This is a genomic window from Mediterraneibacter sp. NSJ-151 (genome assembly GCF_022487435.1).
GTDB lineage: Bacteria > Bacillota > Clostridia > Lachnospirales > Lachnospiraceae > Schaedlerella > Schaedlerella hominis.
Genome location: NZ_JAKVPP010000005.1, coordinates 36,323 through 61,028 on the forward strand (window position 1 = coordinate 36,323; position 24,706 = coordinate 61,028).

The following is a 24,706-nucleotide window of genomic DNA, read 5'->3' on the forward strand; positions in this document are numbered from 1 at the left end:
GCAGCAACTTACTTTCCGTAATATTCATCGAGATATTTGTCATCGATACGTTTCAACTCTGTTCTTGGAAGCATGGAAAGTAGTTTCCATCCAATTTCCAAAGTCTCTTCAATACTTCGATCTGTATTGTATCCCTGTGATACATATTCTTTTTCAAATGCATCTGCAAACTTCGCATACAACAAATCAATCTCTGTCAATGCTGCTTCACCAAGGATTACCATCAGCTCTTTCGCATCTTTACCACGTGCATATGCCGCAAACAGCTGGTTCATTGTATTGGCATGATCCGCACGTGTCTTACCTTCGCCGATACCTTTGTCCTTCAGACGAGACAATGATGGAAGTACATCTATCGGTGGTGTTACACCTCTTCGATACAGATCACGACTTAAAATAATCTGTCCTTCTGTAATATATCCTGTCAGGTCAGGGATTGGATGTGTCTTATCATCTTCCGGCATTGTCAGGATTGGAATCATTGTGATACTTCCTTTTTTACCATTCTGACGTCCCGCTCTTTCATACAAAGAAGCAAGGTCTGTGTACATATATCCCGGATATCCTCGACGTCCCGGAACCTCTTTACGGGCTGCTGATACTTCTCGAAGTGCATCCGCATAGTTTGTAATATCTGTCAAAATTACAAGTACATGCATATCTTTTTCAAATGCAAGATACTCTGCTGCCGTCAGTGCAACTCGAGGTGTAGATATACGCTCAATTGCAGGGTCATTTGCAAGATTGACGAATAAAACTGTACGGTCTATTGCACCTGTCTCTTTAAAACTTTCAATAAAGAAGTTTGACTCTTCGAATGTAATACCCATTGCCGCAAATACAACGGCGAATTTATCGTCTTTTCCTCGAACCTTTGCCTGTCTTGCGATCTGTGCTGCAAGATTTGCATGTGGCAGACCCGATGCTGAGAAGATTGGTAACTTCTGTCCACGTACAAGTGTATTTAATCCATCAATAGCTGATACTCCTGTCTGGATAAATTCTTCCGGATAACTTCTTGCTGCGGGATTCATCGGCAGTCCGTTGATGTCCATACGAGCTTCCGGAAGTATCTCCGGTCCTTCATCAATCGGACGTCCCATACCGTCAAAAACTCGTCCAAGCATATCTTCTGAAACACCCAGTTCCATGCTTCTTCCAAGGAAACGCACTTTACTGTTCGATAAGTTGATACCTGTTGCACTGTCAAATAACTGCACCAGAGCATCACTTCCATTAATTTCCAATACTTTACAACGTCTTACTTCCCCACTTGCCAGCTCAATCTCGCCCAGCTCGTCATAAGTAACATTTTCCACATCGCGCACCAGCATCAGTGGTCCGGCTACTTCCTGTATGGTTCTATACTCTTTTGGCATTTAGAAGTCCTCCTTTCCCAATGCATTCGCAATCTCAATGTGTAATTCTTCTTTTACTTTTTCATATTCTTTCTGAATCTCATCTTCAGTCACATATTTGAATCGGCCAATCTGTTCACGTACAGGCAGATTGATCAAGTTCTGTAATTTTGCACCCTTTTCTAAGGCTTCTACAGACTGATCATAATATGCGAGGACAAGATCCATCATCATATACTGCTTATCCAAAGAAGTATAAGTATCTACTTCATGGAAAGAGTTCTGATGCAGGAAATCTTCTCGAATAGAGCGTGCAGCTTCCATCTTCAGACGGTCGCTTGCTGATAAGGCATCCATACCAACCATTTTTACGATTTCGTCTAATTCCGCTTCTTCCTGAAGCAGGGTCATCATTTCCTGACGTTTTGCCATCCAGTCCGGCTCAACTTTTTCATTGAACCATTTTTCCATATTATCAAGATACAACGAATAACTGTTTAGCCAGTTGATTGCCGGGAAATGTCTCTTATAAGCAAGTGCTGAGTCCAATCCCCAGAATACTTTTACGATTCGAAGTGTAGCCTGTGATACCGGTTCTGAAATATCTCCACCCGGAGGTGATACTGCACCGATTACAGACAATGCTCCTTCTCTTTCTTCCTTACCTAATGAAATCACATGTCCTGCTCTTTCATAGAACTGTGCAAGACGGCTTCCCAGATAAGCCGGGTATCCTTCCTCACCAGGCATCTCTTCCAGACGTCCTGACATTTCACGAAGTGCCTCTGCCCAACGTGATGTTGAATCTGCCATTAACGCAACTGAATATCCCATATCTCGGAAATATTCCGCAATTGTAATTCCTGTATAAATAGATGCTTCACGTGCTGCAACCGGCATGTCTGATGTATTTGCGATCAGAACGGTTCTCTGCATCAAAGACTGTCCTGTCTTTGGATCTTTCAGTTCCGGAAATTCATTCAGAACGTCCGTCATCTCATTGCCACGCTCTCCACATCCGATGTAAACAACGATATCTGCTTCCGCCCATTTTGCAAGCTGATGCTGGATTACTGTTTTACCACTTCCAAATGGCCCCGGTACTGCAGCAACTCCACCTTTTGCAAGCGGGAAAAATGTATCAATAACACGCTGTCCTGTTACCAGTGGCATATCCGGAGATAATTTCTTTTTATATGGACGTCCCTTACGGACTGGCCATTTCTGCATCAGTGTCAATTCCTTGTCACCTTCTGCAGTCTCTACAACAGCCACTGTTTCTTCCACCGTAAATTCTCCGGCCTTTATTTCTTTTATGGTTCCCTTGATTCCATATGGAACCATGATCTTCTGCTGTACGACGATTGTCTCCTGCACTGTTCCGATCACATCTCCGGCTTCTACTTCATCTCCAACTTTTGCAGTAGGTACAAATTCCCATTTCAAATTTCTCTTCAGAGATGGAACCTCTACACCACGTTTTAAGTTATTTCCGGATACTTTCATAATGTCATCCAGCGGGCGCTGAATTCCATCATATATGCTGGTAATCAATCCAGGTCCCAATTCAACAGACATCGGCACTTCCATGGATTCTACCGGTTCTCCCGGTCCAAGTCCTGATGTCTCTTCGTATACCTGAATAGATGCCTCGTCTCCGTGCATCTCTATGATTTCGCCAATCAGTCTTTGTTCACTAACACGAACGACGTCAAACATGTTCGCATCTCGCATTCCCGAAGCAATAACAAGTGGGCCTGCGACTTTCTTTATTACGCCTGTACTCATTTGACGAACTACCTCGCTTTCTATCTATTGTTTTATTCTTCTGAGAACAAAATATCGCTTCCGACAGCCTGTTCCACCGTCTTCTTTACGCCTTCCACACCGGCACCTGTATTTCCCGATACGCCCGGAATTTGTATGATCGCTGGAAATGTCCGTTCCTGATATTCTTCTATCACATCTGTCAACTGCGCTGCAACTGCCTCTGTAATATAGATAACGCCATATTTTCCATCTGCCAGCTGACGCAGCTTATCTTTTGCTTCTTCCCGGTTCTTGACAGGACAGATGCTAAGACCGAGTGTTGCAAATCCATATATGCTGTCATAATCTCCGATTACTGCAATCTTATACATACATCTCCCTTATCCTTTCCCGGATCATCTCGTCTGGAAATCCATTTTGTTTTCCTGTCAGGATCATCCGCACCGTCTTAATTTCATTTTGTCTTGCCAGCAGATACGCTACCAGCGGTCCTGCAGAAAAGGCATTATATTTCTGTGGCTTAATTGCCTCGATCATCCGGTTATCACACCATCTTTCAAATGCCGATGGCGATTCTTCCAACGCTTCTACACCGTCTGCATAAACTGTTTCTTTCAAATATTCTCGCAATGCATCTGCTCCCGACAATGCTGCTTTTGCCAGCTGTTCCACATTGATGCTCTCACACGGAGCCATAGCACGTTTCATAAACTCCAGCGATTTTCCTGTCTTCTGACATCTCACTGCAATTTTGATATTTGCAAGTGCCACCGTTGACTCAGCATATACACGGATAATCTCATCTTTTGCGTCATGTCCTGCCTGTGTAATAGCCTCCAAAGCTGCACGATCGACAATCACATCACACAACTGCCCATCTCTTGTCTGAAGCAATGTCTCATAAGCCTCTTTTGCAGCCGCCTCCATATTCCCCGGAAGACGTTCAAACGCTTTATTCTCTACAATTGACAGCATTTCCTTTCCCGGAATCTCGCAGTCATCATAAAAAATCTTTTCATTTGTCACCTCTGTACAAACTTCCTTGATCGCTGCTTTTAGGTTATGATATAGTTTCGGATAAGACATCACATCAAACACTGTTAAATCTGGAGATACTTCCTGGATAACCTGCCATGTTTTCTCTTCCTCGCAATTTAAAATTGCTTCCACATCATTTTCTGTCTCAGCATTTCCCCAGCCTTTTTCACTTAAAAGCCCAAGACACTGTGCTTCATCTTTGCATGCAAGGAGCTGGTCGATTACAGAATCTGTAAGCAGTGATGCCTCCAACGCACGTATTCTGGCAACTGCATAGGTATATTCTAATTCATTCACATTCAATCCTCCCGGCTGCTTTATTTTATACAAACATTACTTTTTGCACCAAGTCAGACCATTCATCACGTTTGGATTCAAAGATTGCCCGTATGGTACAGTTCTCTTCAATCCCTCCGTATACCAGAATAAAACCGCCATCAATCTGTTTTGTTTCCGAAGCAAATGTCAGCTTTCCGCCTTTCGATGCTACGATTTTCTCTGTTTCTTCTACAAACGAAGCCGGAATTCTCTGCTTATCTTTTTCAGAAAAATAAATCTCACCATCACCTGACTGCACATATGTCTTCAACAGATTTGTAAGTAATTCGAAATAATCTGCATCTGAAAGATTCATTACTTTTTCATATGCCTTTTGAAGCACTTCGGAGATCATTTCCTGTTTTGCCTTCAAAATGGCCGTCTTTCTCTTCATGTCACAAGAGGAGGCAATGCGTTCATGATAATTCTTCACTGCAGTTTTTGTTTTCTGATCCATTCGCTGCTGTGCTTCTTCTACTTCCGCTTTTACTCTTGCCTGTATTTCCTCTGCCTGTGCATTTGCTTGTGCGATTCTCTCTTCGGCTTGTGCGTTTGCATCTTCCAGGATCTGACTTTTCATCTTGTCTAATCCACTCATTTTCTTTACCTCGCTCTATTTCAATTCATCTTCATTCTCCGAATAACATTCTCCTGAAGTAACCCTTCAGTTTATACCGGAATTGCACTTACTGCGAGGATAGAAATCAACAGTGCTAAAATTGCATATGTCTCAACCATCGCCGGGAAAAGCATTGCTTTACCAAACTGTTCCGGTTTCTTTGCCACGATTCCGATTGCTGCTGCAGCTGTTTTACCCTGAGATTTTCCTGAGATCAATCCAACAATACCAATTGGAAGACATGCTGCCAAAATCAAAAGACCTGTTGCCACAGATACTTCTTTGATACCTCCGCCAAGCAAACCAACCTTTGAAAGTGTAATAAATCCAACCAACAATCCGTAAATTCCCTGTGTACCTGGAAGCAGCTGCATAATCAATACTTTTGCAAATTTACTTGGGTCTTCTGATACAACCCCTGATGCTGCCTGACCTGCTACTCCAACACCTAAAGCAGAACCTGCTCCTGCCAATAATACAGCTAATGCTGCTCCAAGAAGTGCATATACAATACCTAATTTATCCATAACTTTTTATTCCTCCTTAACATCCGCATACTTTGTATTTTCTCTAAATGGATGGAATGCTCTTCCTCCACCTTCATAGAATTTTCCGAAAAATTCTACATACTGTAAACGATTTGTGTGCACATACGCGCCAAGTAAGTTGATCGCAATATTAAATACGTGTCCGATAATAAATACGATCACAAACAGGATCACTCCAAATACGCTTTTTCCTCCCATACTTCCCATCTGGTTTACAACCTGGGCAATAACACCTGTTGCAAGTCCCAGTGCCAGAAGTCTTGAATAAGATAACACGTCGCTTAACCATCCTGTCACATTGTACAGATCATATGCTCCTAATGCGATACGAAGTCCAAAATTTTTATTTGCTCTGCCTGACATCAACACAATACCCACCGCTCCGAGGATGGACGCCCATTTTGCAATTGCATTGACAACCGGCGGAAATGTAATCTGAACCTGTGCAATAGATGCAAAAATATCTGTCGGAATTAATAACAAAATCAATCCGATTAAGAAAACATACCACAATACTACGTCACATAAGAAATCTACATATTTTTTATCTCTGATACACATGTATCCTTTAATCCCTAATCCTGTAAATAAATGGATCAATCCAAATACCATAGAATAAATCAACAATTTCATTGGATTATTGAGTGGAACAAACCATAATGCTTTGATTCCCACTTCATGTCCGAAAAATGTTCTGGATACAACGTTGATCACGTCTCCGAAATATCCGCCAAACATGATTCCCCAGAATAATGTTGATAATCCGCACCAGAAAAATAACTGAATCGACTTCTTCATTCCCTCTGACATACGCGGGAATTTTAAAATCAATACACCACAGGCAATAGAAACAATTGCTCCATATGCTGCATCTGATAACATCAATCCAAATAAAAATACATAAAATACTGACATAATCGCTGTCGGATCAATCTCACCTTTTTTCGGAAGTCCGAAAGATTCTAAAACTCCTTCCGCACTTGCTGAAAATTTATTATTTTTCAAAAGTACCGGCGGTTCTTCCTCTTCTTTTAACTCCTCTACATCGATTGCGCAGTCATATTTGCTTTCCAGAACCCGTTTCACCTTTTCTACATCCCGATGAGGAACATAACCGCTCAGCACAAAAGTATTTGCCGATTGTGGTATCTCTCCTAATACTTCGTACTTTTCCGCTCGTACACGATAATAATCTGCAAGCAGATAAATCTCTTCTCTTTGTTCTGCGAGCCTGATCACTTCCTGCTCGATTTGTGAAATCCGATTCTCTTTTTCTTTAATTGCCTGCTTTAACTCCTCCGTTTCCCCTGCCGGAGTCTTTGCGCTGCTCTGCGCTATTCTTGAAAATCCTCGACTTCGAAGTGCTTCTTCTATACTCTGTTCTTCTTGTTTTAAACAGATAACTGCAATACAAGTCATATCCTGTCCGGATGAAATCACATAAGCATCTGCCGCCTCAACTTCCGGCGCTGCATCTGCCAAAATCTCGTAAATTCCAGAAATATCAGCCAGTCCCGGAATACTTCCTAAAATCACAGAAGTTTTCTTTGTTCCTGTCGCATTCATCGGGATATCCAGACTCAGCCATGGGACAAGGCTCTCAATCCGATTCTCCAACTTAAGGATCTCTGCTTTATTCTCTGCTTTTTCCTTATCCAATGCCTGAATCTTACTCACCACTTTAAGCAGTTCCTCTCGCTTTCGAATCACTTCTTCATGTACTTTTGCATCAACCAGCTTCTTGCCTTCTAAAGATGACAGCATCGATGTTTTTACCGGAGCATATTCATTCAATATCTCCAAAGCTCTGTCAGCAGAATTAGCAGCTTTTTCAAAACTGCTTCTGGCATTTGCAGTGTCCATCCGGCGGAAATCTTCGTCTTCGTCCAACACATGGTTAATCTCCATAACTCCCATGCTCTGAATCTTTTCCAGAATCGCTTTTCGGTCCTTCTTCAACGCGCAGATACTCATTCGCTGCATCTGCAATACCGCCATAACACAATCCCTCCTTTTTCATTACAGTTTACCTGCAAACTGTAATCCTTTTTACCTTCCCGCAACACGCAACTTATGATACCAATTGTGCTATTACGAGGCTGACTGCTTCCTCTTCCTTTACGGAAGCAAGTTCTTTTAACGCTACAACTTCTTTCTCAATCTTTGACAGCGTCTCTGCTTGTACCCGTTCTCCTTCTTCTCTTGCATCTGTCATGGCTTTCTGCATCTTCTCTTCCATTACAGCTAACTGTTCTTCTTTCCGTTGTTTCGCCTGTTTTTCTGCATCGTCCACGATCTGATTGCCTTTGACTTCAGCATCTCTTGTTATTGCATCTGCTTTTGCTTCTGTCTCCCGGATTACCTGAATGGTTTCTTCTACCATATTCTAGTCACCGCCTTTCCCTAAGGTACATATTCTCATCCTAGCACATCTTTTGTATAAAATCTATAAATCTTTTAGATTTTTTCAAACTTTTTTGTGAATAAATTGTTTATTTTTTGTCAATAATAGAAACAATTTAGTAAAATATGCACAACTTTTATTTATTATGCTCTTTTTATTCCATATTTATTCCACCTTATCTAAAAAATTTTTAGATTTTTAAAATAGAAAAAAATCCTTTTTAGCCAATACATCGTATCCGCTAAAAAGGATTTTTCTCTCTTTTTCTTTTATTTATTCCATTCCAAACGATGAAGATGTCCTTCCAAATTCATCCCTGCAAACTGATTTTGTCTCAATGCCTCATATAACATAATTGCAACTGAATTTCCAAGATTCAAAGAACGAATCTCTCCTACCATTGGAATTCTCACACAGTTCTCCTGATTTTCAACAAGAATCTCCTCCGGGATACCTGCGCTTTCCTTCCCGAACATAATATAACAGTCTTCTTCATATGCTACATCAGTATATACTTTTTCAGCTTTTGTCGTTGCCATGTAAATCTTTGCTCCCGGATTTTTATCAAGAAAATCCTGATAATCAATATAAGTTGTAACATCAAGATCTTTCCAATAATCCATTCCTGCACGACGCAATGCTTTCTCATCAAGACGGAATCCTAATGGTTCGATCAAATGCAGTCTTGTATTTGTTGCAACACAAGTACGTCCGATATTTCCTGTATTCGCCGGAATCTCAGGCTCCAATAATACAATATTTAACATATTTTTTCTCCACTACAGTTTTTTCTAAGCAAAATAATTATTTATTTTGTTCTGCACGTAATTTTTCAATAAAATGCTCCAGTCTTTCCAATGCAGCCTTTAAATCTTCCAAAGAATATGCATAAGATATTCTCAGGAAACCTTCTCCACAGTCTCCAAATGCTGTTCCCGGAACAACCGCCACTTTTTCTTCGTATAACAGACGAGTTGCGAACTCTTCCGATGTCATATTGAACTCTTTGATACTTGGAAATACATAGAATGCACCAAATGGTTCAAAGCACTCCAATCCCATACGTTTGAATTCGTGCATCAAAAATCGTCTTCTTTGATTATATGCTTTTCGCATTTCTATTACTTGATCTCCACAGTGACGCAATCCTTCAATCGCTGCATACTGACTGTTTGTAGGTGCACACATAATTGCAAATTGATGTAATTTGATCATCTGCTTCAAAATCACCTGCGGACCACAGCAATATCCAAGACGCCATCCTGTCATCGCAAACCCTTTTGAAAATCCATTGATCACAATTGTTCGCTCTCTCATTCCAGGCAAACTAGCGATAGAAACATGGTCACCTTTGTAACTCAATTCCGAATAAATTTCATCTGAAATAACAAACAGATCATGTTCTTCCACAAACTTTGCTATTGGCTCCAAATCCTCTTTTGTCATAATTGACCCTGTCGGATTATTTGGAAATGGCATGACCAGAATCTTTGTCTTTTCTGTCACTTTATCTTTCAGATCATCTACTGTCAGTTTAAACTCATTTTCATGCTTTAATTCTACGATTACCGGAACCCCATCCGCCATAATTGTACATGGCAGATAAGATACATAACTAGGCTGCGGAAGCAATACTTCTTCTCCCGGATCAAGCATACAACGAAGCGCCAAATCAATAGCCTCACTTCCTCCGACAGTGATCAGTGTTTCTTTTTTCGGATCATAATTGACATGGATCGTACGTTCAAGATATTTGCAGATTTCTGTACGAAGCTCCATCAATCCTGCATTAGATGTATAAAATGTTCTTCCCTTTTCCAGAGAAAAAATTCCTTCTTCACGTATTCTCCATGGAGTGTCGAAATCCGGTTCTCCAACACCAAGGGAAATGACATCTTCCATTTCATTTGCCACATCAAAGAATCTTCGGATTCCTGATGGCTGTACTGATACAATCTTTTTTGATAATGGATTTCTCATTATGGTGTCACCACCATTCTGTCAGACCCTTTCTTAGGCAACATGATCGTACCATGGTCTTTGTATTTTTTCAAAATAAAATGAGTTGCTGTTCCAATAACCGGTTCAATCGGAGAAAGCTTCTCTGATACAAACAATGATACTTCCTGCAATGTTTTTCCTTCCAATGTAACAAGAAGATCATATGCACCGGAAATCAAATATACCGCATTCACTTCCGGATAATTGTAAATACGTTCCGCAATACGGTCGAATCCCTGATTTCTCTGTGGTGTAACACGCACTTCAATCAACGCTGTCACTTTTTCCACCCCGGTTTTATCCCAATTGATCATTGTATGATATCCGCAAATGATTTTTTCTTTTTCCATTTCTGCCACTTCATTTGCAATCTCTGCTTCTTCCATACCCATAAGAACTGCAAGTTCTCCAAGATCAATCCGGCTGTTTTTCTCTAAATTTCTCAAAATTTCATTTCTTAATTTCTGTTTTGTATCCATAATTTTTACCTTCCTCTAATTTCTGTTTTCTCCATAACATCAGTTCATCCGATGTTGGCCGATCCAGGTATCTGATTTCACTTCCGCTTGTGATCACCCTCGCATTCTCTGCGGTGGTACTCCCAAGCCTAACGGCTCGTGCGCCGTTCTTTTCTAAAATCTCGATCAGCTTTTCGCCTTGATCTGTGAAAAACAGAAGACTTCCTGTTGATGTCATCTTATATGGATTCAAATGATAATATTCACAAATTTCTACGGTTTCCTGTCGGATTTGTATCTTCTGCATATCAATCTGCAACCCAAGTCCTGCCACCTCAGCTGTATCCCATAAAGTTGCAAAGAGCCCACCGCTTCCTACATGCTGCACAGCGGATAAAATAATATTTTCCTCTTTCACTTCTTTTTCAACATTCTCCAATAGCTGAAGCTTGAGCATCTGTGACTCTAGTTCTTTGGTCTGACGTAAAAATGCCGGAACAAATCTTCCTTTTAGCTCTTTTTCCTGCTCGTCCAAAATACGCAGCGTACCTTCTAACCCCACAAAACCACACATGACAATGTCTTGTTCCGGCTTGATATTCTCGATATTTCTAAGCATCCTTTTTTCAGCAAATCCCATTGTCTCCACACGCACAATTGCCTGTGCCACTGCCGGATTCACCTCTACCTGAACATTTGAAATTGCAATATTCATCATGGTACACATTTCTTCCATTTCTTGTACCATGCCTGCCACCTTTTGCTCTCCGATACGCTCCGAGATCAAAATAAAAATCTGCACGTCTATAGGTTTTGCCCCTCTGGATGCTAACTGATTGATTGCTGCTACCAAAGAATAATTCCCTAGTTTTTTTGTATCACCTGATGTGGATGCCGCCGATTTTATAAGCACTTGTTCATCATCTACAGCATAGGCACTGCAACTTTCTGCCGCTGATATCTTCAATAAATTTTGTTCTTGCTTTTTATATAATTGTTTCATCACTGCACGATTCCATGCAGTTTGTGATAGTTTTCCTACTTTCATACTACTCCTTGATCATCCGGACTTCTATGTTCTTTGCACTCCTGATCAATAACCATAAATAATTTCCTGAATTGCTGCATTGATTGTTGCTAAATCCTGTGTTCCAATCGCTTGTTGCATTTTAGCTGTAGCATTGGCATCATCTGATGCTGTTCCCACAGAATAGGTCTCCGGCGACGATACATACTCACTATGATTCACAACTTCTCTGCTCGCCTCTGTCCCATTCTCTGTCACAACCTTCCACAGCTGTGCAGAAATCTTCGGATGTGCTGCACTCACATAATTGATATATCCGATTGGGTCATCTGATGCAACATAATTTGTTCCTGTTGCCTGTTCACTTGAAAGTGTCTCGCTGACATAAGTAACTGTTCTGTTCGGATCTCTTGTTTCTTTTCCATATATATTAAACGTTAAGCTACCCCCGCCAACAATTGCTTCAATATAAACAGGATATTCCTGATTATTCTTAAATACCAGATCCATCACATCATCTGCTATTGCCGCATCCATAGACGGCTCTGCATAAGATACAAGCATAGAATGTTGATGTCTTTCTACAATATCAAGTTCTGCATAAAGCAATGCCTGATACAATGTCGTAGACACCTGGCAGATTCCTCCACCCATTGTCTGTTCTACCGTATTCCCGGAAAAAGAAGCTGCTTTTGCATATCCATTCTCTTCTGTATATGGCCTCATTGCTTCATCTGCCGACTGCTCTTCACCAGGCTGCAACAAAATATCATTCAGGTGTTTTGCTCCGCTTTCTACGTTTTGTGCTCGCCCACTGTCATTCACATCATAATAAGTTGTAGAACTTCCCAATAAATCCGTCGCATCTTTCAATTCCTCTGCTGTAACTTTTGCCTTATCTTCATCTATCTTCGCTTGAATCGTAGCATTTTTTCCATCCCAAGCTTTTAAAAGCTTCTTTATATTCTCGATTGTTTTATTTGTATTCAGAACTTCTCCGCTTTTTTCCTTCTCGATGCTTACATTTCCTAATGCATCCTGTGTCACACAGGCATTCTGTGGCTCATTAAGAGCTGATACCGCAGCTGTTTCCAACGCTTTTTTTGCTGTATTTTCATCTATTTTATATTGCAGTGGAATATCATGTGTCAATTTTCCACGTTTTGCATTTTTCATAATTTTATATGCTTTTAATGCATTTCCTCTTCTGCCATAGTCCACTGCCTGTTGTACAGAATCTTCCAGCTTACTCACTTGAAGTCCTAATGCATTTGCTTCGACATCAAATGCTCTGTCATCCGTCACTTTGAATGTAAAGGTCACATTATTTTCCTGGCTTATAACACCCTGCACTGTCTGAACAGCCTCATCTTTGGTCTGCCCGGACACATCGACTCCTCCAACTGTAATCCCTGATAATATTTTCCCATCATCATGACGATGTATATAGCTTTTCGTAACGAGCTGTACCACCCCCATAATGATTAATATTAAGAGCAACACTATACCCAACAAATAAATATCTCTCTGGAGTCTTCGAATTCTTCTGCTTCTTCTCTTTCTTTTTTTCTGCTGCATCTTATACCCCTTGGTCTTATCTGGCATCCATATCCTTTACATAAGATATGGAATTATCATCGTTGCAACCATTGCTAATATTATTACAAGAATAACAATAGACACTGTTTTCTTAAATTTTTTATCATAAAAATTCATTTCGATACCCCTTTTTTTATTTCTTATTTTGAATTGGTTTTATTCTATACTTTTTGCTCATTTTTTGCAAGAACCTATATAGTTATCATTCACAGTACCTGTGAACAGTAACGTGACCTGCAACCCTTATATAACCTCATATGTTGTGGCCTGATTTGTGAGCGGATTGCGGTTTTGATAATCAAACAAAATCAAATGTCCATCTATATTTTCCAAATGTGTCATCTTACGCAGCTGACGTTTATCATACTTTTCATACCCTTTCAAATATTGATGTTCTTCTGCCTCTGTATCGTAAAATGTCCGCTCCACCTCTTTACTTACTAAAGAATCACCTGCAAATGCCGGACGATTTTTCATATTTTCCCTCAGATATAAATCCATAACTAACGTCTGACGAAATTGCTCTTCTGTTAATAAAGTCTCGTATTGTACTAATGCCACTTCTTTTATAAACGCATATAATATTTCATATCGTGCGACACGATTGTGATTCACCCCGTAATATCCATGTTCTTCATAATAGTTACTCATTTCTTCAAACATCACAAACGCATCTCCAAAGACTTGTTCAAGCAATTCCATAGTATGTTCAAATTGTCTGCTGTTATAATACACCTCTACCATCTCTTCCAGTCCTTTGAGGCGAATCACATCCGAATATGGAAGCCATTTTGTCGACAGCACTTCATACGGCGGTCTGTTCTGATACAACAACTCATAGTCTTTTGTTTTTTCTTCCATGTATGAGCCTTTTAAAACTTTAAGAAAGCCAAGCTGCAGCTGTTCCGGTCTCAATGCATATACGTCACAGAATGACTTATGGAAACTATTGTAATCTTCAAAAGGAAGACCCGCGATCAAATCTAAATGCTGATGAATATTTTTCGCAGCATGCACACGATTCACCACTTCTGTCACCTGCGAAAATTTCATTGTACGATGAATTTCCTTAATCGTCTGTTCATTTGTTGACTGCACACCAATTTCCAATTGGATCAATCCAGGTCGCATAGTGCTGATTAAATTTAATTCTTCTTCATTTAATAAATCTGCTGCCACCTCAAAATGAAAATTTGTTTTCCCTTTATCATGTTCTTTTATATAAGACCAGATTTCCATAGAATGTGAATGTTTACAATTGAATGTACGGTCTACAAACTTCACCTGCGGAATCTCATGATCTATAAAAAACTGTAATTCTTTTTTTACCAGCTCTAAGTCTCTAAAACGAAGACATTTATCAATAGAAGAGAGACAATAACTACATGAAAACGGGCATCCCCTGCTTGATTCATAATATATGATCTTATTCTTAAAAACATCTAAATCTTCATATACAAATGGCACTTTACTTAAATCCATCACACTTCGATCTGCAGTTTCTATGATTTCTTCTCCATCTCGGAAAGTTATCCCCACGATTTCTTTCAATCGTTGGACTTTTTCACATTGTTCCAGACTTTTCCCACTGTTGTTGTAATAAAACTCTGCCAATTCTAAAAATGTCTCTTCTCCTTCTCCTCGCATAATGCCATATACCTGTGGAAATTGTTCCAACATATGAGACGCATGATATGAAACCTCAGGTCCACCAAGCCAGATATCTGTCTGTGGCATAATCTTCCCTAGTTCTGCGACCAGTTGTTCTACATATTCAATGTTCCACAAATAGCAGGAAAAGCAAAGCACTTCCGGTTTTCTTTTATACAGATCCATCAATATCTGATCCAATGGCTGGTTGATCGTATATTCCGCAATTCCTATCTCTTCTTTATATTTCTCACATTTTCCTGCCGCATAAGCTCTCAGACTGTATACTGCTAAATTGGAGTGAATGTATTTTGCATTGATTGCAGTCAATAAAATATTCATCTATATGCTCCCTTTTTCTAATATGTCACTTTTATATTAAATAACCCGATACTTTTTTCATTTCATTATAAACGCTTCCCCCTCTATTTTCAATTATTCTTCTTAGGCATCTTGACTTTTTCTTAAAAACCATGTAAACTTAAGACTCGTGCAGCCGGGGTGTTAGCGGTACCTTGTACCTGCAATCCGCTATAGCAGGGGTGATATTACGCAGAGGGTGCTGATTTGCAAAGCTGCCCTTGGAAAGTGGCGTTGAAAATCCGGGTCTCACACGACGGGAACCTGTGAACCGTGTCAGGTCGGGAACGAAGCAGCACTAAGCAGGACCTTCCGGGTGTTGTGAGGGTGCCTGGATCGAGTCAACTACCAAGGTAACGTTTGTGGAGATGTATTCGAAGCGTAATGCACGTAAAATAAGAAATTCAAGACACTGAAAAGGAGAATCCTCACAGTGTCTTTTATTTTTTCTATATTTAACTGATTGTTCTATACTCTCTTATCTAATCCTCTTTTTTCAGCGTTTTTTCGTATTTTATTTTCTTCTGCTTCTCCCTGAGTTCTTTAAAAAACTGTTTCATCATCGCACTGCATTCTTCACCCAGTACACCTGTCGTAAGCTCAACCTGATGATTAAATTCCTGCATATCAAGCAGATTTAAAATAGAGCCTGCACACCCGGCCTTTGGATTCATACACCCGACAACAACCCGCTTTGTCCGCGCCTGTACAATCGCGCCCGCACACATCTGACAAGGTTCCAAGGTAACATATAATGTACACTCTTCCAATCGCCAGTCATTTATTTTTTTACTCGCTTTTTTTATCGCAGCAATCTCCGCATGTGCCAATGGATTTTTGTCTGTTGTTCTTCGATTATAACCTCGTCCAATAATCTTTCCTTCGTACACGATCACACATCCTATCGGAACCTCCTCCAGCGCATAAGCCTTCTTCGCCTGCCGAATCGCCTCTCTCATATATTTTTCATCCAACTTTTGGTTCATCTCATCCATGAATATTTCTAATCCTTTCATGTATTTTCAGTTCTTTTCTTATTATTACAAGAATACATTATCTTAGAGGTTTTGAACAGCATTTCCTCAATTCTTATTTTATTAATCTATTGGAGGTACTCTATGAATCCAGGTATTTATTATCTTTATGAATATAAAAATAATCACTGTATGCGCAACACCGGATTTTTAAAACTCACAAAGAAGCCAGATTGCTGGCTTCTTCAGATTCAAGCCAGAAATATTCCCGTCACGAATCAGCACCTTGTCCCACTCTGTGCTATTTTAACCGAACAAGAGCATAACATTTCCAAAAAAATAAGTGAGCTTCCATGCAATTCTCATATCATTTCTGCTCAACTTACACTACCGGATTCTGCCATCAATTCAATTTCATCCATGGAGAATCTGCATGGTTTTTTAATTCCACTGCCTGATGAAAGTTTTCTTACCGCTACAGAATCTCATTTTCATCTGGATATCAATGAAATTTTTTCAACAACTGTGCAATCCGAAACTCCTGATCCAGCTCCAGATCTTTCAGCTTCCGAATACAACGATAATGATAATTTATTCGAAGCCAGTGATACAACAAACTTATTATCTCCTTCTAAAACCATACAGAAAATCCATCATTCAGATTTGAAAATTCTTCCTAAAAAATGTTGGAATCTTGCAAACAACAGTTTTCTTCTGCATGGATATCATAATTATCATCATCTTCTCCTTATCGAAGAAAATGGTCATTATCAGCTCGGAGTGCCAGGAGTATATGATATTCGAGAAGCCCGGGCCGCAGAAATTTTTGGTTTTCCGGAATTTATCAACGCCTACAACGATCAATTAGAACTTTCTCCTGATGAATGTAATACACAGGAAAATTTTGGATACTGGTGTCATTACATTTATTAGAAAATATTTTTCTAAAATTTCTTTGCATTATAAATGGGGAGCATATCCGTTTATTGTAGCTCCCCATTTCATCTTAGTCTAAATAAATTGGTGGTTCATAATCTTTGCCAAGCTCTGATTTCATCCGCTCCTGGTATCCAAGATATGCCCATTCTGTCATATCATCCCAACGATGCTTCGCACGATCATATACCTGCACATATCCGATCTTATTCGGATGCATTCTCACACTATTTGATAAATACTCGTGTCCTGTATATGGATTCAATTCTCCTATCGTCAAATCTTCTTCAATTTCGTTTCTCTTCACAAAGCGTTTAGGTTCTTCCTCCGGCTCAATCGTTGCCTTCTCCCATTCCGAAGTAAATCTCGCCCTCTCATATGCACTCTGCACAATCTGTGGCTTCCAGATAGTTGTCTTGTGATCATCATAATTTTCTGTTTCGTCCTGCGGTATCTCCTCCGCATCCTCCAGAGTCAATTCCTCTGATTCATCCCAAGGCTCTTCATCTTCAAGTAAAATTTCTTCTTCCGAATCATCATCTACTTCTTCAAATTCTGCTTCCTCTGTTTCTAATTCTTCCGCTTCCTCTGTTTCTGATTCTGGTTCTTCTGATTCCGGTTCTTCAACTGTCATTTCTTCTGCATCTTTATTTTTCAGTCCTGCATTGTTTGCATATTGAACTGCAAGTTCCTCTGACGCGGTTTCCTCTATTTCCAGCTCCTCTGGAAATATACTCAACTTAAACGGACACCCCAAAATAGCTGCAATCAATCTCATGTCTTGTTCCTGAAAGTTATCTCTACTCAAACGCTGGGTCAGATTCTGACGTGACATTGCTTTCCCAGTTCGTTCCTCGATCATCTCAGCCAATTGTTTGATCGTCATGTTTTTTCTGCTTAACATAATTTTAACTTGTTCGCCAAACGTTAAATCTCCCATAAGAAACCCTCCTTACATCTACCCCTTATTCTAACAAAAGCACATTCCATCGTCAATGCAGAACCCCTCCCTAAAAAATTTCTTTTCTACTATATTAAAAAAGGAACCGAATTACTCGCTGTCATTTACAAGTAATTCCTGTTCCTTTTAGAAAGAAGATAGATTTTTCTGCTGTCTTTCACAGACGCTCTGCACAACAGCAGAATCTTTTATATTAAATTCTAAAGTTAAAATCTGCATAAGCTGAACATCCATGCTCATGAACATCCAAACCATCAATTTCTTCTTCTTTAGATACTCTCAAACCGATTGTTTTATCAATAATTGTAAAAATAATGATTGCTAATACAAATACGTATGCTGCTGTTGCTGCAACACCAAGCAACTGAGTTCCAAATGTGTAATCCGGTGAAAATACACCTGTTAAAATTGTTCCTGTCGCACCACATACACCATGTACACTGATTGCTCCGACCGGATCATCAATTTTTGCCACCTTATCAAAGAACTCTACTGAAAATACAACCAATACACCTGCTATTGCTCCGATGATGATTGCTGACCAGTTACTTACTGCATCACAACCTGCTGTAATTGCTACCAAACCTGCCAGAGAACCATTAAATGTCATTGAAACATCAGGTTTTCCATAACGAACCCATGTTACGATCAATGCCATCAATGTAGCGGCTGCGGCTGCAAGGTTTGTTGTCATTGCAATGTCACCTAAGTTCGTTGTTGCTGCTGTTGTAGATCCACAGTTAAATCCAAACCAGCAGAACCATAAAATAAATACTCCCAACGCTGCAATTGCAAGATTGTGACCAGGAATAGCTCTTACTTTTCCTTCTTTGTTATATTTTCCAATACGAGGTCCAAGGATTTTAGCTCCTACCAAAGCACAGATACCACCTACCATATGTACTGCTGTAGATCCTGCAAAATCATGGAATCCGAGTTCTGATAACCAGCCTCCGCCCCAGATCCAGTGTCCTGTAATCGGATAAATAAAAATACTGATTGCTGCACTGTATGCCAGGTATGCTGCAAATTTTGTTCTCTCAGCCATAGATCCTGAAACAATGGTTGCTGCTGTTGCACAAAATACTGTGTGGAAAATAATAAACACGCCTGCCGGAAGTCCATTGATCATCCCATCTGCATCTGCCAGTGATGTCGGATCAAAAAATCCTTTGATTCCTACAATACCATTCCAATCTGTACCATGCATCAAAGCAAAGCCAAATATAAAGAAGAAAATACTTCCAAGTACAAAGTCCATCATATTCTTCATCAAAATATTTCCTGTATTTTTTGCTCTTGTAAAACCTGCCTCACACATAGCAAATCCTGCCTGCATGAAATAAACCAATATAGCTCCTAACATTGTCCACATAACATTTATCAATAATGCTGTTGCGTCTATGCTATCCATTCCGCCTGCAATTAAATCTGTCAATCCCATATCTACATCCTCCTTCTCATTTCTTTAGAGACTGTCTTTTAACTATCTCATTCAATATTTCAAAAGAAAGAGGACACCTGTAAGAACATTTTTATGTATCTTACAACTATCCTCTTTGATAACAATCTATATCTTTTTTTATTTTCATGGTTTGCACCGAATTATAATGCATTCGATCCACGTTCTCCTGTTCGGATTCGAACTGCATCCTGTACTTCGTATACAAAGATTTTTCCATCTCCATAAGTACCGGTCTGAATTTCATCTACAACTCTTTTAATAATTTTTTCTGCTGTATCTGGTTCAACAATTGTCTCTACTTTTACTTTTGGTAAAAGATTCACACTATATTCTGCACCTCGATAAATCTTTTTATGTCCCTTCTGATTACCATATCCCATGATATTTGTTATCATAAGACCATTTGCCTGACAATCATCCAGGATCCCCTTCAAATCCTCTAATTTTTCTGGCTGAATTACAATTTCAAGTTTCTTCATATTCTCAACCTCCTTCTATTATCGAAAAATTGCTTTCGCAATTTTTTCTCGTTAAACAGGGTCGCATGCATGACAACTACAAAACAAAAGAGGCGCTTTTCCGTAATGGAAAAACGCCTTTGTTTTTGTTGAGTCTTATTATACTCACCTCTGTCAGAATGTCAATTAAATATTCAATTTTTTTATACTTTTGTGACTATTCATGAATTTCATTTAAATTTCCAGATTATTTTCCGTCTTTTTGCTGTTCCAAATATTCTTCAAGCGTAATACCCTGTTTCATAATTTCTTTTGCCGCTGTTTTACCGACATAACGGAAATGCCATGGTTCATAAACAATTCCTGTTACATCTGACTTATTAGTAGGATAGCGCAAAATATAACCATAATTTGCACAGTTTGCTTTCAGCCACTTTGCTTCATCTGTATTTTCTTGTTCATCATCTAACTCCTGATAAGTTGATGATGTAATATCCATTGCCAATCCGGTAGCATGTTCACTTGTCCCCGGCACTGCTACAGACTGTTTTGTTTCATCATAGGCGTCTAGTGGTGTTTTTCCCTGATAAATCCAGTTTAGCATTGTATCATTAAACACGCCTCTTTGTGTCTCATAGTCACGATATGCAGATATAATATTTAAACTCAGCCCTGCATCCGCTGCATCCTGAAACATCTTCTTTGTATCATCCGCAATACGACTGTCCACAGAATAATCATCTGTTATTTTTGTCAGACTCGGTGCATAAGATGTATCCAGCGGGCTCTCGCTATTAATCAGAACAAGACTCCAGTCATCATCGTTTGAAGCTAATTTTTCCGCATTTTCCTTCGCGATTGCCTCTGATGACGGCTGCACCTTAGCCTTTTCAGCTTCTGCCTGCAACTGTTCATTTTCTTTTTTCAGCTTATCCTCTGTAGTTTTACATTCTTCTCTTACTTCTTTGATTCTTGCTCTTCCACTCAATCCCATAAGAAGCATTCCTATCAATGCTCCAAAGATGATTCCAACGCAAAGTATTTTAATCAGACGATATTTCATCGCTTTTTTCTTCATCTGTTTATATCTCCCATCTTACTTTTTTACATCTACTGCATATATCGCACTTCAAATGTCTCAATTGTAATTGCTTTATTAAATAAATTTCCCTGAACATAATCGCATCCCAATTCTTGCATTACATTCAACTGATCCTGTGTTTCTACTCCGCAGGCATAAACAGATGCACCCAGTCGACGGCAAATATCAATCACTGCTTTTGCCACTATTCTGCTTTTACTGTTTCCTACAATATTAGAAGTAATTCCTTTATCTAGTTTTAGACCATCAAACTCCATAATAGACAAAATAGAAAAACTTGAATCTTTTGCCCCGAAATCATCCAAAAGGACTCTCACATTCGCTTTTCGAATTTTATTACTTGTCTCAGCAAGCATCTCTGGATTCATCTCCTGATTTGTTTCCGATACTTCCACTTGCAAATACTCGCTTGACACATGATATTTTTCAATTATCTTCAGGATCTTATCTCCAACACTCTCATATCGCAAAGTGGCTCCTGAGAAATTGACAGAAATCGGCAACATCATCCGATCTTCATTCTCCCATCTGCGAAGTGTCTTACACACTTCTTCAAACACATACAAATCCAGATAATGCGAAAGCTTTGTTTCCTCCAAAAGTGTCAGGTAACGCCCCGGATCCACAATTCCCAAATCTTTGTGATGATATCTCACAACTGCTTCGGCTCCGACAACCTCTTCTGATTCCGCCTCCAGCACTGGTTTTAAACATACAATAAAATTACCCTGCTCAATATCATCTAACAAATCCTGCTTAATAATCGGTTCATGATGACCTTTTTTCAGATTTTTATAATATTTACGTTTTTCTTTACGCATCATATTCCCTGCATCCATAACAAGATTATCTATATTGATATCCAGTTTTTCCCAGGCATATCCCATCGTAACCAGTCCTAGACTGATATTGTCTAATTTGTCTCTGCTGCTGTGGATACGATTCATGAATCCTTCATATGAAATATTCTCCGCAAGAATCAGGTATTCGTCTCCTGTCATACGATAAACCATAAATCCTTTAAAAAACTCTTCCAGTACTTCTCCTACTCGGATAACAACCTCGTCTCCATATTCCCTTCCAAACTCTTTATTAAAATTCTTCAGGCCATTTACATCGACAGAAACCGCACCCAAAGATTTTAACGCTTCTTGATTCACTTCTGAAAGATATCCCACAAAGCTATTCCTGTTCAGCAAGCCTGTCAGGTCATCATGGTAACTTAAATATTCCTGCTGTCTTTGTAATTTCTGTAAAACTGTTGTCTGTGAAATATACGGAAGCAGCGAACGCAATAAAGAAAGATCGCACCCTCCTCTGTGAACATTCACAACTGCCAGTATTGCCTTCTGATTATCACCCATCGGATAAAATACACTGTAGCTGTCTTCTGTGGTATCTGTAACTTCCTCTCTCAGCCATTTTGGAAACTGATCTGGGGATAACATTTTGATTCGGTCTCTCTGCCACGGAATATTCTCCGCACACCACTCGTAGACCATTGTAATTTCTTCATCATCCCGTTCAATGTAATATGCATATTCTGAATCATAGTAATCACGTACTGTTCTCAAAGCATCATTCATCAGCTCTACCATCGAACGTAATTTATCTTTTTCACTCATTGTAATTCTCCCTAATATCAATTCAGCTAAAGTATATTTTAGTATAATAATGTGAAAAAAGCAACACTACGCACTCCTATGTGTTACATTTCTGTTACTTTTTTTACAAATATTTTTAACAACAAAAAAAGAACCATACAATTCCGACATAAAAAGTCTTTTTGTACAGTTCTTTTATGATTATCCACAATATTTACACATTCCAATGCTTTCCATGTGATACTTTCAAACGGTTCATCGCCCTGGCAAGAGAAGCCTGCGTATGATAGTATTCCTGAATACTCTGTTTCTGACGCAGCTGCTCCTGTGCACGTTCTTTTTGTTCCTGTGCATGACGGATATCAATCTCTTCCGGACGCTCTGCTGTCTGCACAAGCACGGTTACACGGTTATTAACAATCTCCATAAAACCACTTCCGACAGCTACCTCACGCCAGTCCCCCGGCTCAATTTCCATGCAGGCAACTCCGACATCTACTGCAATCACCATATTCTCATGGTTTGGCAAAATTCCTATTGTACCGCCATCATACGCCGGTACAACGATTTGCCTGCATCGTCCTTCGTAAAACACACGGTCACTTGCAATTATTTTCAGACCAAATGTTTCCATATGCGCACTCCTTTACTCTTCTGAGCTCATTGTCTTCGCTTTCTCAATAACATCGTCAATTGTTCCGACATTAAAGAATGCATTTTCCGGATATTGATCCATATCTCCATCAATAATAGCTTTAAATCCACGGATTGTCTCATTCAAAGGCACATATTTTCCATGAATTCCTGTAAATGTTTCTGCAACGGAGAATGGCTGTGACAAGAATTTCTGAATCTTTCTTGCACGCATAACTGTTGCCTTATCTTCATCAGAAAGCTCTTCCATACCAAGAATTGCGATGATATCCTGCAACTCTTTATATTTCTGCAAAATTGCTTTTACCTGATTGGCAATTCTATAATGCTCCTCACCTACAATATCCGCTTCCAAAATACGTGAACTTGATTCCAGTGGATCTACCGCCGGATAAATTCCCTGTTCTACAACTTTACGTGAAAGTACAGTTGTTGCATCCAAATGGGCAAATGTTGTTGCAGGAGCCGGGTCAGTCAAATCATCTGCAGGTACATATACTGCCTGTACAGATGTAATTGATCCATTCTTTGTAGATGCAATACGTTCCTGTAACTCACCCATTTCTGTTGCAAGTGTAGGCTGATAACCTACGGCTGAAGGCATACGTCCAAGCAATGCGGATACCTCTGAACCAGCCTGTGTAAAACGGAAAATGTTATCGATGAATAACAGCACATTCTGATGTTCCTCATCTCTGAAATATTCAGCCATTGTCAGTCCTGTCTCTGCCACACGCATACGTGCTCCAGGTGGCTCGTTCATCTGACCAAATACCAATGCTGTCTTCTCCAGAACTCCTGAAGCTTTCATCTCTGTCCAAAGGTCATTACCTTCACGAGAACGCTCTCCTACACCGGTAAAAATAGAATATCCACCATGCTCTGTTGCAACGTTATGGATCAATTCCTGAATCAATACAGTCTTACCTACACCGGCACCACCGAACAGACCAATCTTACCACCTTTTGCATATGGAGCAAGAAGGTCAATAACTTTAATACCAGTTTCCAGAATCTCTACAACCGGACTCTGTTCTTCAAATGTCGGAGGATCGCGATGGATAACCCATTTCTGAGCATCGTCTTCGATTTTGTCTCCGTTATCAATCGTTTCACCAAGCACATTGAACAAACGTCCAAGTGTCTGATCTCCAACAGGAACGCGGATACCTGCTCCTGTTGCAGTTACTTCCATATCTTTATGAAGTCCTTCACTTGCAGCCAGCATCAGGCAGCGCACTTCATTGTTTCCAAGATGCTGTGCAACTTCCATAACGCAGACTTTACCATTATTTTCTACCTCCAAAGCATCTTTGATGCTAGGAAGATTTCCATCTTCAAATAATACGTCAACGACAGGTCCCATAACCTGTACAATTCGTCCTTTATTCATATGCTATTC

Annotated in this window: 23 protein-coding genes and 1 other RNA gene; 2 read left to right on the forward strand and 22 right to left on the reverse strand. The window is 39.7% G+C overall.

Annotated features, from left to right (window positions below; translation table 11 throughout):
- Nucleotides 1-8: 8 nt before the first annotated feature.
- The 14 genes from LQE94_RS06320 to LQE94_RS06385 form a co-directional block, all read right to left on the reverse strand.
- Complete coding sequence (locus LQE94_RS06320; protein ID WP_022075278.1) at nt 9-1,379, reverse strand: V-type ATP synthase subunit B; 1,371 nt, start codon at nt 1,377-1,379, stop codon at nt 9-11.
- Nucleotides 1,380-3,146: a V-type ATP synthase subunit A gene (locus LQE94_RS06325; protein WP_022075277.1), complete on the reverse strand. Its 1,767-nt coding sequence runs from the start codon at nt 3,144-3,146 to the stop codon at nt 1,380-1,382. It lies immediately after the preceding gene.
- 32 nt (nt 3,147-3,178) lie between these two features.
- The gene (locus tag LQE94_RS06330) at nt 3,179-3,499 is read right to left on the reverse strand and encodes a V-type ATP synthase subunit F (RefSeq protein WP_022075276.1); all 321 of its coding nucleotides are present in this window, start codon (nt 3,497-3,499) and stop codon (nt 3,179-3,181) included.
- Complete coding sequence (locus tag LQE94_RS06335; RefSeq protein ID WP_118724515.1) at nt 3,492-4,463, reverse strand: V0D/AC39 family V-type ATPase subunit; 972 nt, start codon at nt 4,461-4,463, stop codon at nt 3,492-3,494. Before LQE94_RS06335 ends, LQE94_RS06330 begins: the two co-directional genes overlap by 8 nt.
- Nucleotides 4,464-4,488: 25 nt before the next feature.
- Nucleotides 4,489-5,082 (reverse strand): V-type ATP synthase subunit E, encoded by a 594-nt coding sequence (locus LQE94_RS06340; RefSeq protein ID WP_240577272.1) that lies wholly within the window; start codon nt 5,080-5,082, stop codon nt 4,489-4,491.
- A 71-nt stretch (nt 5,083-5,153) separates the two neighbouring features.
- Nucleotides 5,154-5,630, reverse strand: a complete 477-nt coding sequence (locus LQE94_RS06345) for a V-type ATP synthase subunit K (protein ID WP_022075273.1) — start codon at nt 5,628-5,630, stop codon at nt 5,154-5,156.
- 6 nt (nt 5,631-5,636) lie between these two features.
- Nucleotides 5,637-7,649 (reverse strand): V-type ATP synthase subunit I, encoded by a 2,013-nt coding sequence (locus LQE94_RS06350; RefSeq protein ID WP_240577273.1) that lies wholly within the window; start codon nt 7,647-7,649, stop codon nt 5,637-5,639.
- 73 nt (nt 7,650-7,722) lie between these two features.
- On the reverse strand, nt 7,723-8,034 hold the full coding sequence (locus LQE94_RS06355; protein WP_118724512.1) for an ATPase: 312 nt from the start codon (nt 8,032-8,034) through the stop codon (nt 7,723-7,725).
- A gap of 290 nt (nt 8,035-8,324) precedes the next feature.
- Nucleotides 8,325-8,822 (reverse strand): tRNA (cytidine(34)-2'-O)-methyltransferase, encoded by a 498-nt coding sequence (locus LQE94_RS06360; protein ID WP_022075270.1) that lies wholly within the window; start codon nt 8,820-8,822, stop codon nt 8,325-8,327.
- 37 nt (nt 8,823-8,859) lie between these two features.
- Entirely contained in the window at nt 8,860-10,035 is a 1,176-nt protein-coding gene (locus tag LQE94_RS06365; protein ID WP_118724511.1) for an aminotransferase class I/II-fold pyridoxal phosphate-dependent enzyme, read from the reverse strand.
- Complete coding sequence (locus LQE94_RS06370; RefSeq protein WP_022075269.1) at nt 10,035-10,535, reverse strand: Lrp/AsnC family transcriptional regulator; 501 nt, start codon at nt 10,533-10,535, stop codon at nt 10,035-10,037. The genes LQE94_RS06365 and LQE94_RS06370 overlap by 1 nt, the downstream gene beginning before the upstream one ends.
- Nucleotides 10,507-11,562 carry an AIR synthase-related protein gene (locus tag LQE94_RS06375; RefSeq protein ID WP_240577274.1) on the reverse strand — a complete coding sequence of 352 codons (1,056 nt, stop codon included), beginning with the start codon at nt 11,560-11,562 and terminating at the stop codon, nt 10,507-10,509. Before LQE94_RS06375 ends, LQE94_RS06370 begins: the two co-directional genes overlap by 29 nt.
- A 45-nt stretch (nt 11,563-11,607) precedes the next feature.
- Entirely contained in the window at nt 11,608-13,119 is a 1,512-nt protein-coding gene (locus tag LQE94_RS06380) for a VanW family protein (RefSeq protein ID WP_240577275.1), read from the reverse strand.
- Nucleotides 13,120-13,383: 264 nt separating this feature from the next.
- Nucleotides 13,384-15,132 carry a B12-binding domain-containing radical SAM protein gene (locus tag LQE94_RS06385; RefSeq protein ID WP_022075265.1) on the reverse strand — a complete coding sequence of 583 codons (1,749 nt, stop codon included), beginning with the start codon at nt 15,130-15,132 and terminating at the stop codon, nt 13,384-13,386.
- Between the two features lie 146 nt (nt 15,133-15,278).
- Between LQE94_RS06385 and ffs the strand changes: the two genes are divergently transcribed.
- An RNA gene (gene ffs, locus LQE94_RS06390) (signal recognition particle sRNA large type) lies at nt 15,279-15,542 on the forward strand.
- A gap of 90 nt (nt 15,543-15,632) precedes the next feature.
- Here the strand turns inward: ffs and tadA are convergent.
- A complete protein-coding gene (gene tadA / locus LQE94_RS06395; RefSeq protein WP_330638896.1) occupies nt 15,633-16,166 on the reverse strand; it encodes a tRNA adenosine(34) deaminase TadA in 534 nt (177 codons plus the stop codon).
- Between the two features lie 102 nt (nt 16,167-16,268).
- Between tadA and LQE94_RS06400 the strand changes: the two genes are divergently transcribed.
- Nucleotides 16,269-17,057, forward strand: coding sequence for a DUF6128 domain-containing protein (locus tag LQE94_RS06400; protein WP_240577276.1), 789 nt, complete (start codon nt 16,269-16,271; stop codon nt 17,055-17,057).
- Between the two features lie 73 nt (nt 17,058-17,130).
- Here the strand turns inward: LQE94_RS06400 and LQE94_RS06405 are convergent, their stop codons facing one another.
- The 7 genes from LQE94_RS06405 to atpD form a co-directional block, all read right to left on the reverse strand.
- The gene (locus LQE94_RS06405) at nt 17,131-18,000 is read right to left on the reverse strand and encodes a hypothetical protein (protein ID WP_240577277.1); all 870 of its coding nucleotides are present in this window, start codon (nt 17,998-18,000) and stop codon (nt 17,131-17,133) included.
- Nucleotides 18,001-18,214: 214 nt separating this feature from the next.
- On the reverse strand, nt 18,215-19,465 hold the full coding sequence (locus LQE94_RS06410) for an ammonium transporter (RefSeq protein WP_240577278.1): 1,251 nt from the start codon (nt 19,463-19,465) through the stop codon (nt 18,215-18,217).
- Nucleotides 19,466-19,626: 161 nt separating this feature from the next.
- On the reverse strand, nt 19,627-19,965 hold the full coding sequence (locus LQE94_RS06415) for a P-II family nitrogen regulator (protein WP_022075260.1): 339 nt from the start codon (nt 19,963-19,965) through the stop codon (nt 19,627-19,629).
- 226 nt (nt 19,966-20,191) lie between these two features.
- Entirely contained in the window at nt 20,192-21,022 is an 831-nt protein-coding gene (locus LQE94_RS06420) for a D-alanyl-D-alanine carboxypeptidase family protein (protein ID WP_240577279.1), read from the reverse strand.
- Nucleotides 21,023-21,054: 32 nt separating this feature from the next.
- On the reverse strand, nt 21,055-22,671 hold the full coding sequence (locus LQE94_RS06425; protein ID WP_240577280.1) for a bifunctional diguanylate cyclase/phosphodiesterase: 1,617 nt from the start codon (nt 22,669-22,671) through the stop codon (nt 21,055-21,057).
- Nucleotides 22,672-22,864: 193 nt separating this feature from the next.
- A complete protein-coding gene (gene atpC, locus LQE94_RS06430; RefSeq protein WP_240577281.1) occupies nt 22,865-23,284 on the reverse strand; it encodes an ATP synthase F1 subunit epsilon in 420 nt (139 codons plus the stop codon).
- Nucleotides 23,285-23,296: 12 nt separating this feature from the next.
- Nucleotides 23,297-24,697, reverse strand: a complete 1,401-nt coding sequence (gene atpD / locus LQE94_RS06435) for a F0F1 ATP synthase subunit beta (protein WP_022075256.1) — start codon at nt 24,695-24,697, stop codon at nt 23,297-23,299.
- Nucleotides 24,698-24,706 lie beyond the last annotated feature (9 nt).

Coding starts and splice junctions, on each gene's coding strand:
- LQE94_RS06420 (WP_240577279.1), bottom strand. CDS start 21,022: ATGAAGAAAAAAGCGATGAAATATCGTCTGATTAAAATACTTTGCGTT.
- tadA (WP_330638896.1), bottom strand. CDS start 16,166: ATGAAAGGATTAGAAATATTCATGGATGAGATGAACCAAAAGTTGGAT.
- LQE94_RS06375 (WP_240577274.1), bottom strand. CDS start 11,562: ATGAAAGTAGGAAAACTATCACAAACTGCATGGAATCGTGCAGTGATG.
- LQE94_RS06365 (WP_118724511.1), bottom strand. CDS start 10,035: ATGAGAAATCCATTATCAAAAAAGATTGTATCAGTACAGCCATCAGGA.
- LQE94_RS06345 (WP_022075273.1), bottom strand. CDS start 5,630: ATGGATAAATTAGGTATTGTATATGCACTTCTTGGAGCAGCATTAGCT.
- LQE94_RS06400 (WP_240577276.1), top strand. CDS start 16,269: ATGAATCCAGGTATTTATTATCTTTATGAATATAAAAATAATCACTGT.
- LQE94_RS06355 (WP_118724512.1), bottom strand. CDS start 8,034: ATGGTAGAAGAAACCATTCAGGTAATCCGGGAGACAGAAGCAAAAGCA.
- LQE94_RS06425 (WP_240577280.1), bottom strand. CDS start 22,671: ATGAGTGAAAAAGATAAATTACGTTCGATGGTAGAGCTGATGAATGAT.
- LQE94_RS06330 (WP_022075276.1), bottom strand. CDS start 3,499: ATGTATAAGATTGCAGTAATCGGAGATTATGACAGCATATATGGATTT.
- LQE94_RS06340 (WP_240577272.1), bottom strand. CDS start 5,082: ATGAGTGGATTAGACAAGATGAAAAGTCAGATCCTGGAAGATGCAAAC.
- LQE94_RS06410 (WP_240577278.1), bottom strand. CDS start 19,465: ATGGGATTGACAGATTTAATTGCAGGCGGAATGGATAGCATAGACGCA.
- atpD (WP_022075256.1), bottom strand. CDS start 24,697: ATGAATAAAGGACGAATTGTACAGGTTATGGGACCTGTCGTTGACGTA.
- LQE94_RS06360 (WP_022075270.1), bottom strand. CDS start 8,822: ATGTTAAATATTGTATTATTGGAGCCTGAGATTCCGGCGAATACAGGA.
- LQE94_RS06380 (WP_240577275.1), bottom strand. CDS start 13,119: ATGCAGCAGAAAAAAAGAAAGAGAAGAAGCAGAAGAATTCGAAGACTC.
- atpC (WP_240577281.1), bottom strand. CDS start 23,284: ATGGAAACATTTGGTCTGAAAATAATTGCAAGTGACCGTGTGTTTTAC.
- LQE94_RS06385 (WP_022075265.1), bottom strand. CDS start 15,132: ATGAATATTTTATTGACTGCAATCAATGCAAAATACATTCACTCCAAT.
- LQE94_RS06405 (WP_240577277.1), bottom strand. CDS start 18,000: ATGGGAGATTTAACGTTTGGCGAACAAGTTAAAATTATGTTAAGCAGA.
- LQE94_RS06370 (WP_022075269.1), bottom strand. CDS start 10,535: ATGGATACAAAACAGAAATTAAGAAATGAAATTTTGAGAAATTTAGAG.
- LQE94_RS06415 (WP_022075260.1), bottom strand. CDS start 19,965: ATGAAGAAACTTGAAATTGTAATTCAGCCAGAAAAATTAGAGGATTTG.
- LQE94_RS06320 (WP_022075278.1), bottom strand. CDS start 1,379: ATGCCAAAAGAGTATAGAACCATACAGGAAGTAGCCGGACCACTGATG.
- LQE94_RS06325 (WP_022075277.1), bottom strand. CDS start 3,146: ATGAGTACAGGCGTAATAAAGAAAGTCGCAGGCCCACTTGTTATTGCT.
- LQE94_RS06350 (WP_240577273.1), bottom strand. CDS start 7,649: ATGGCGGTATTGCAGATGCAGCGAATGAGTATCTGCGCGTTGAAGAAG.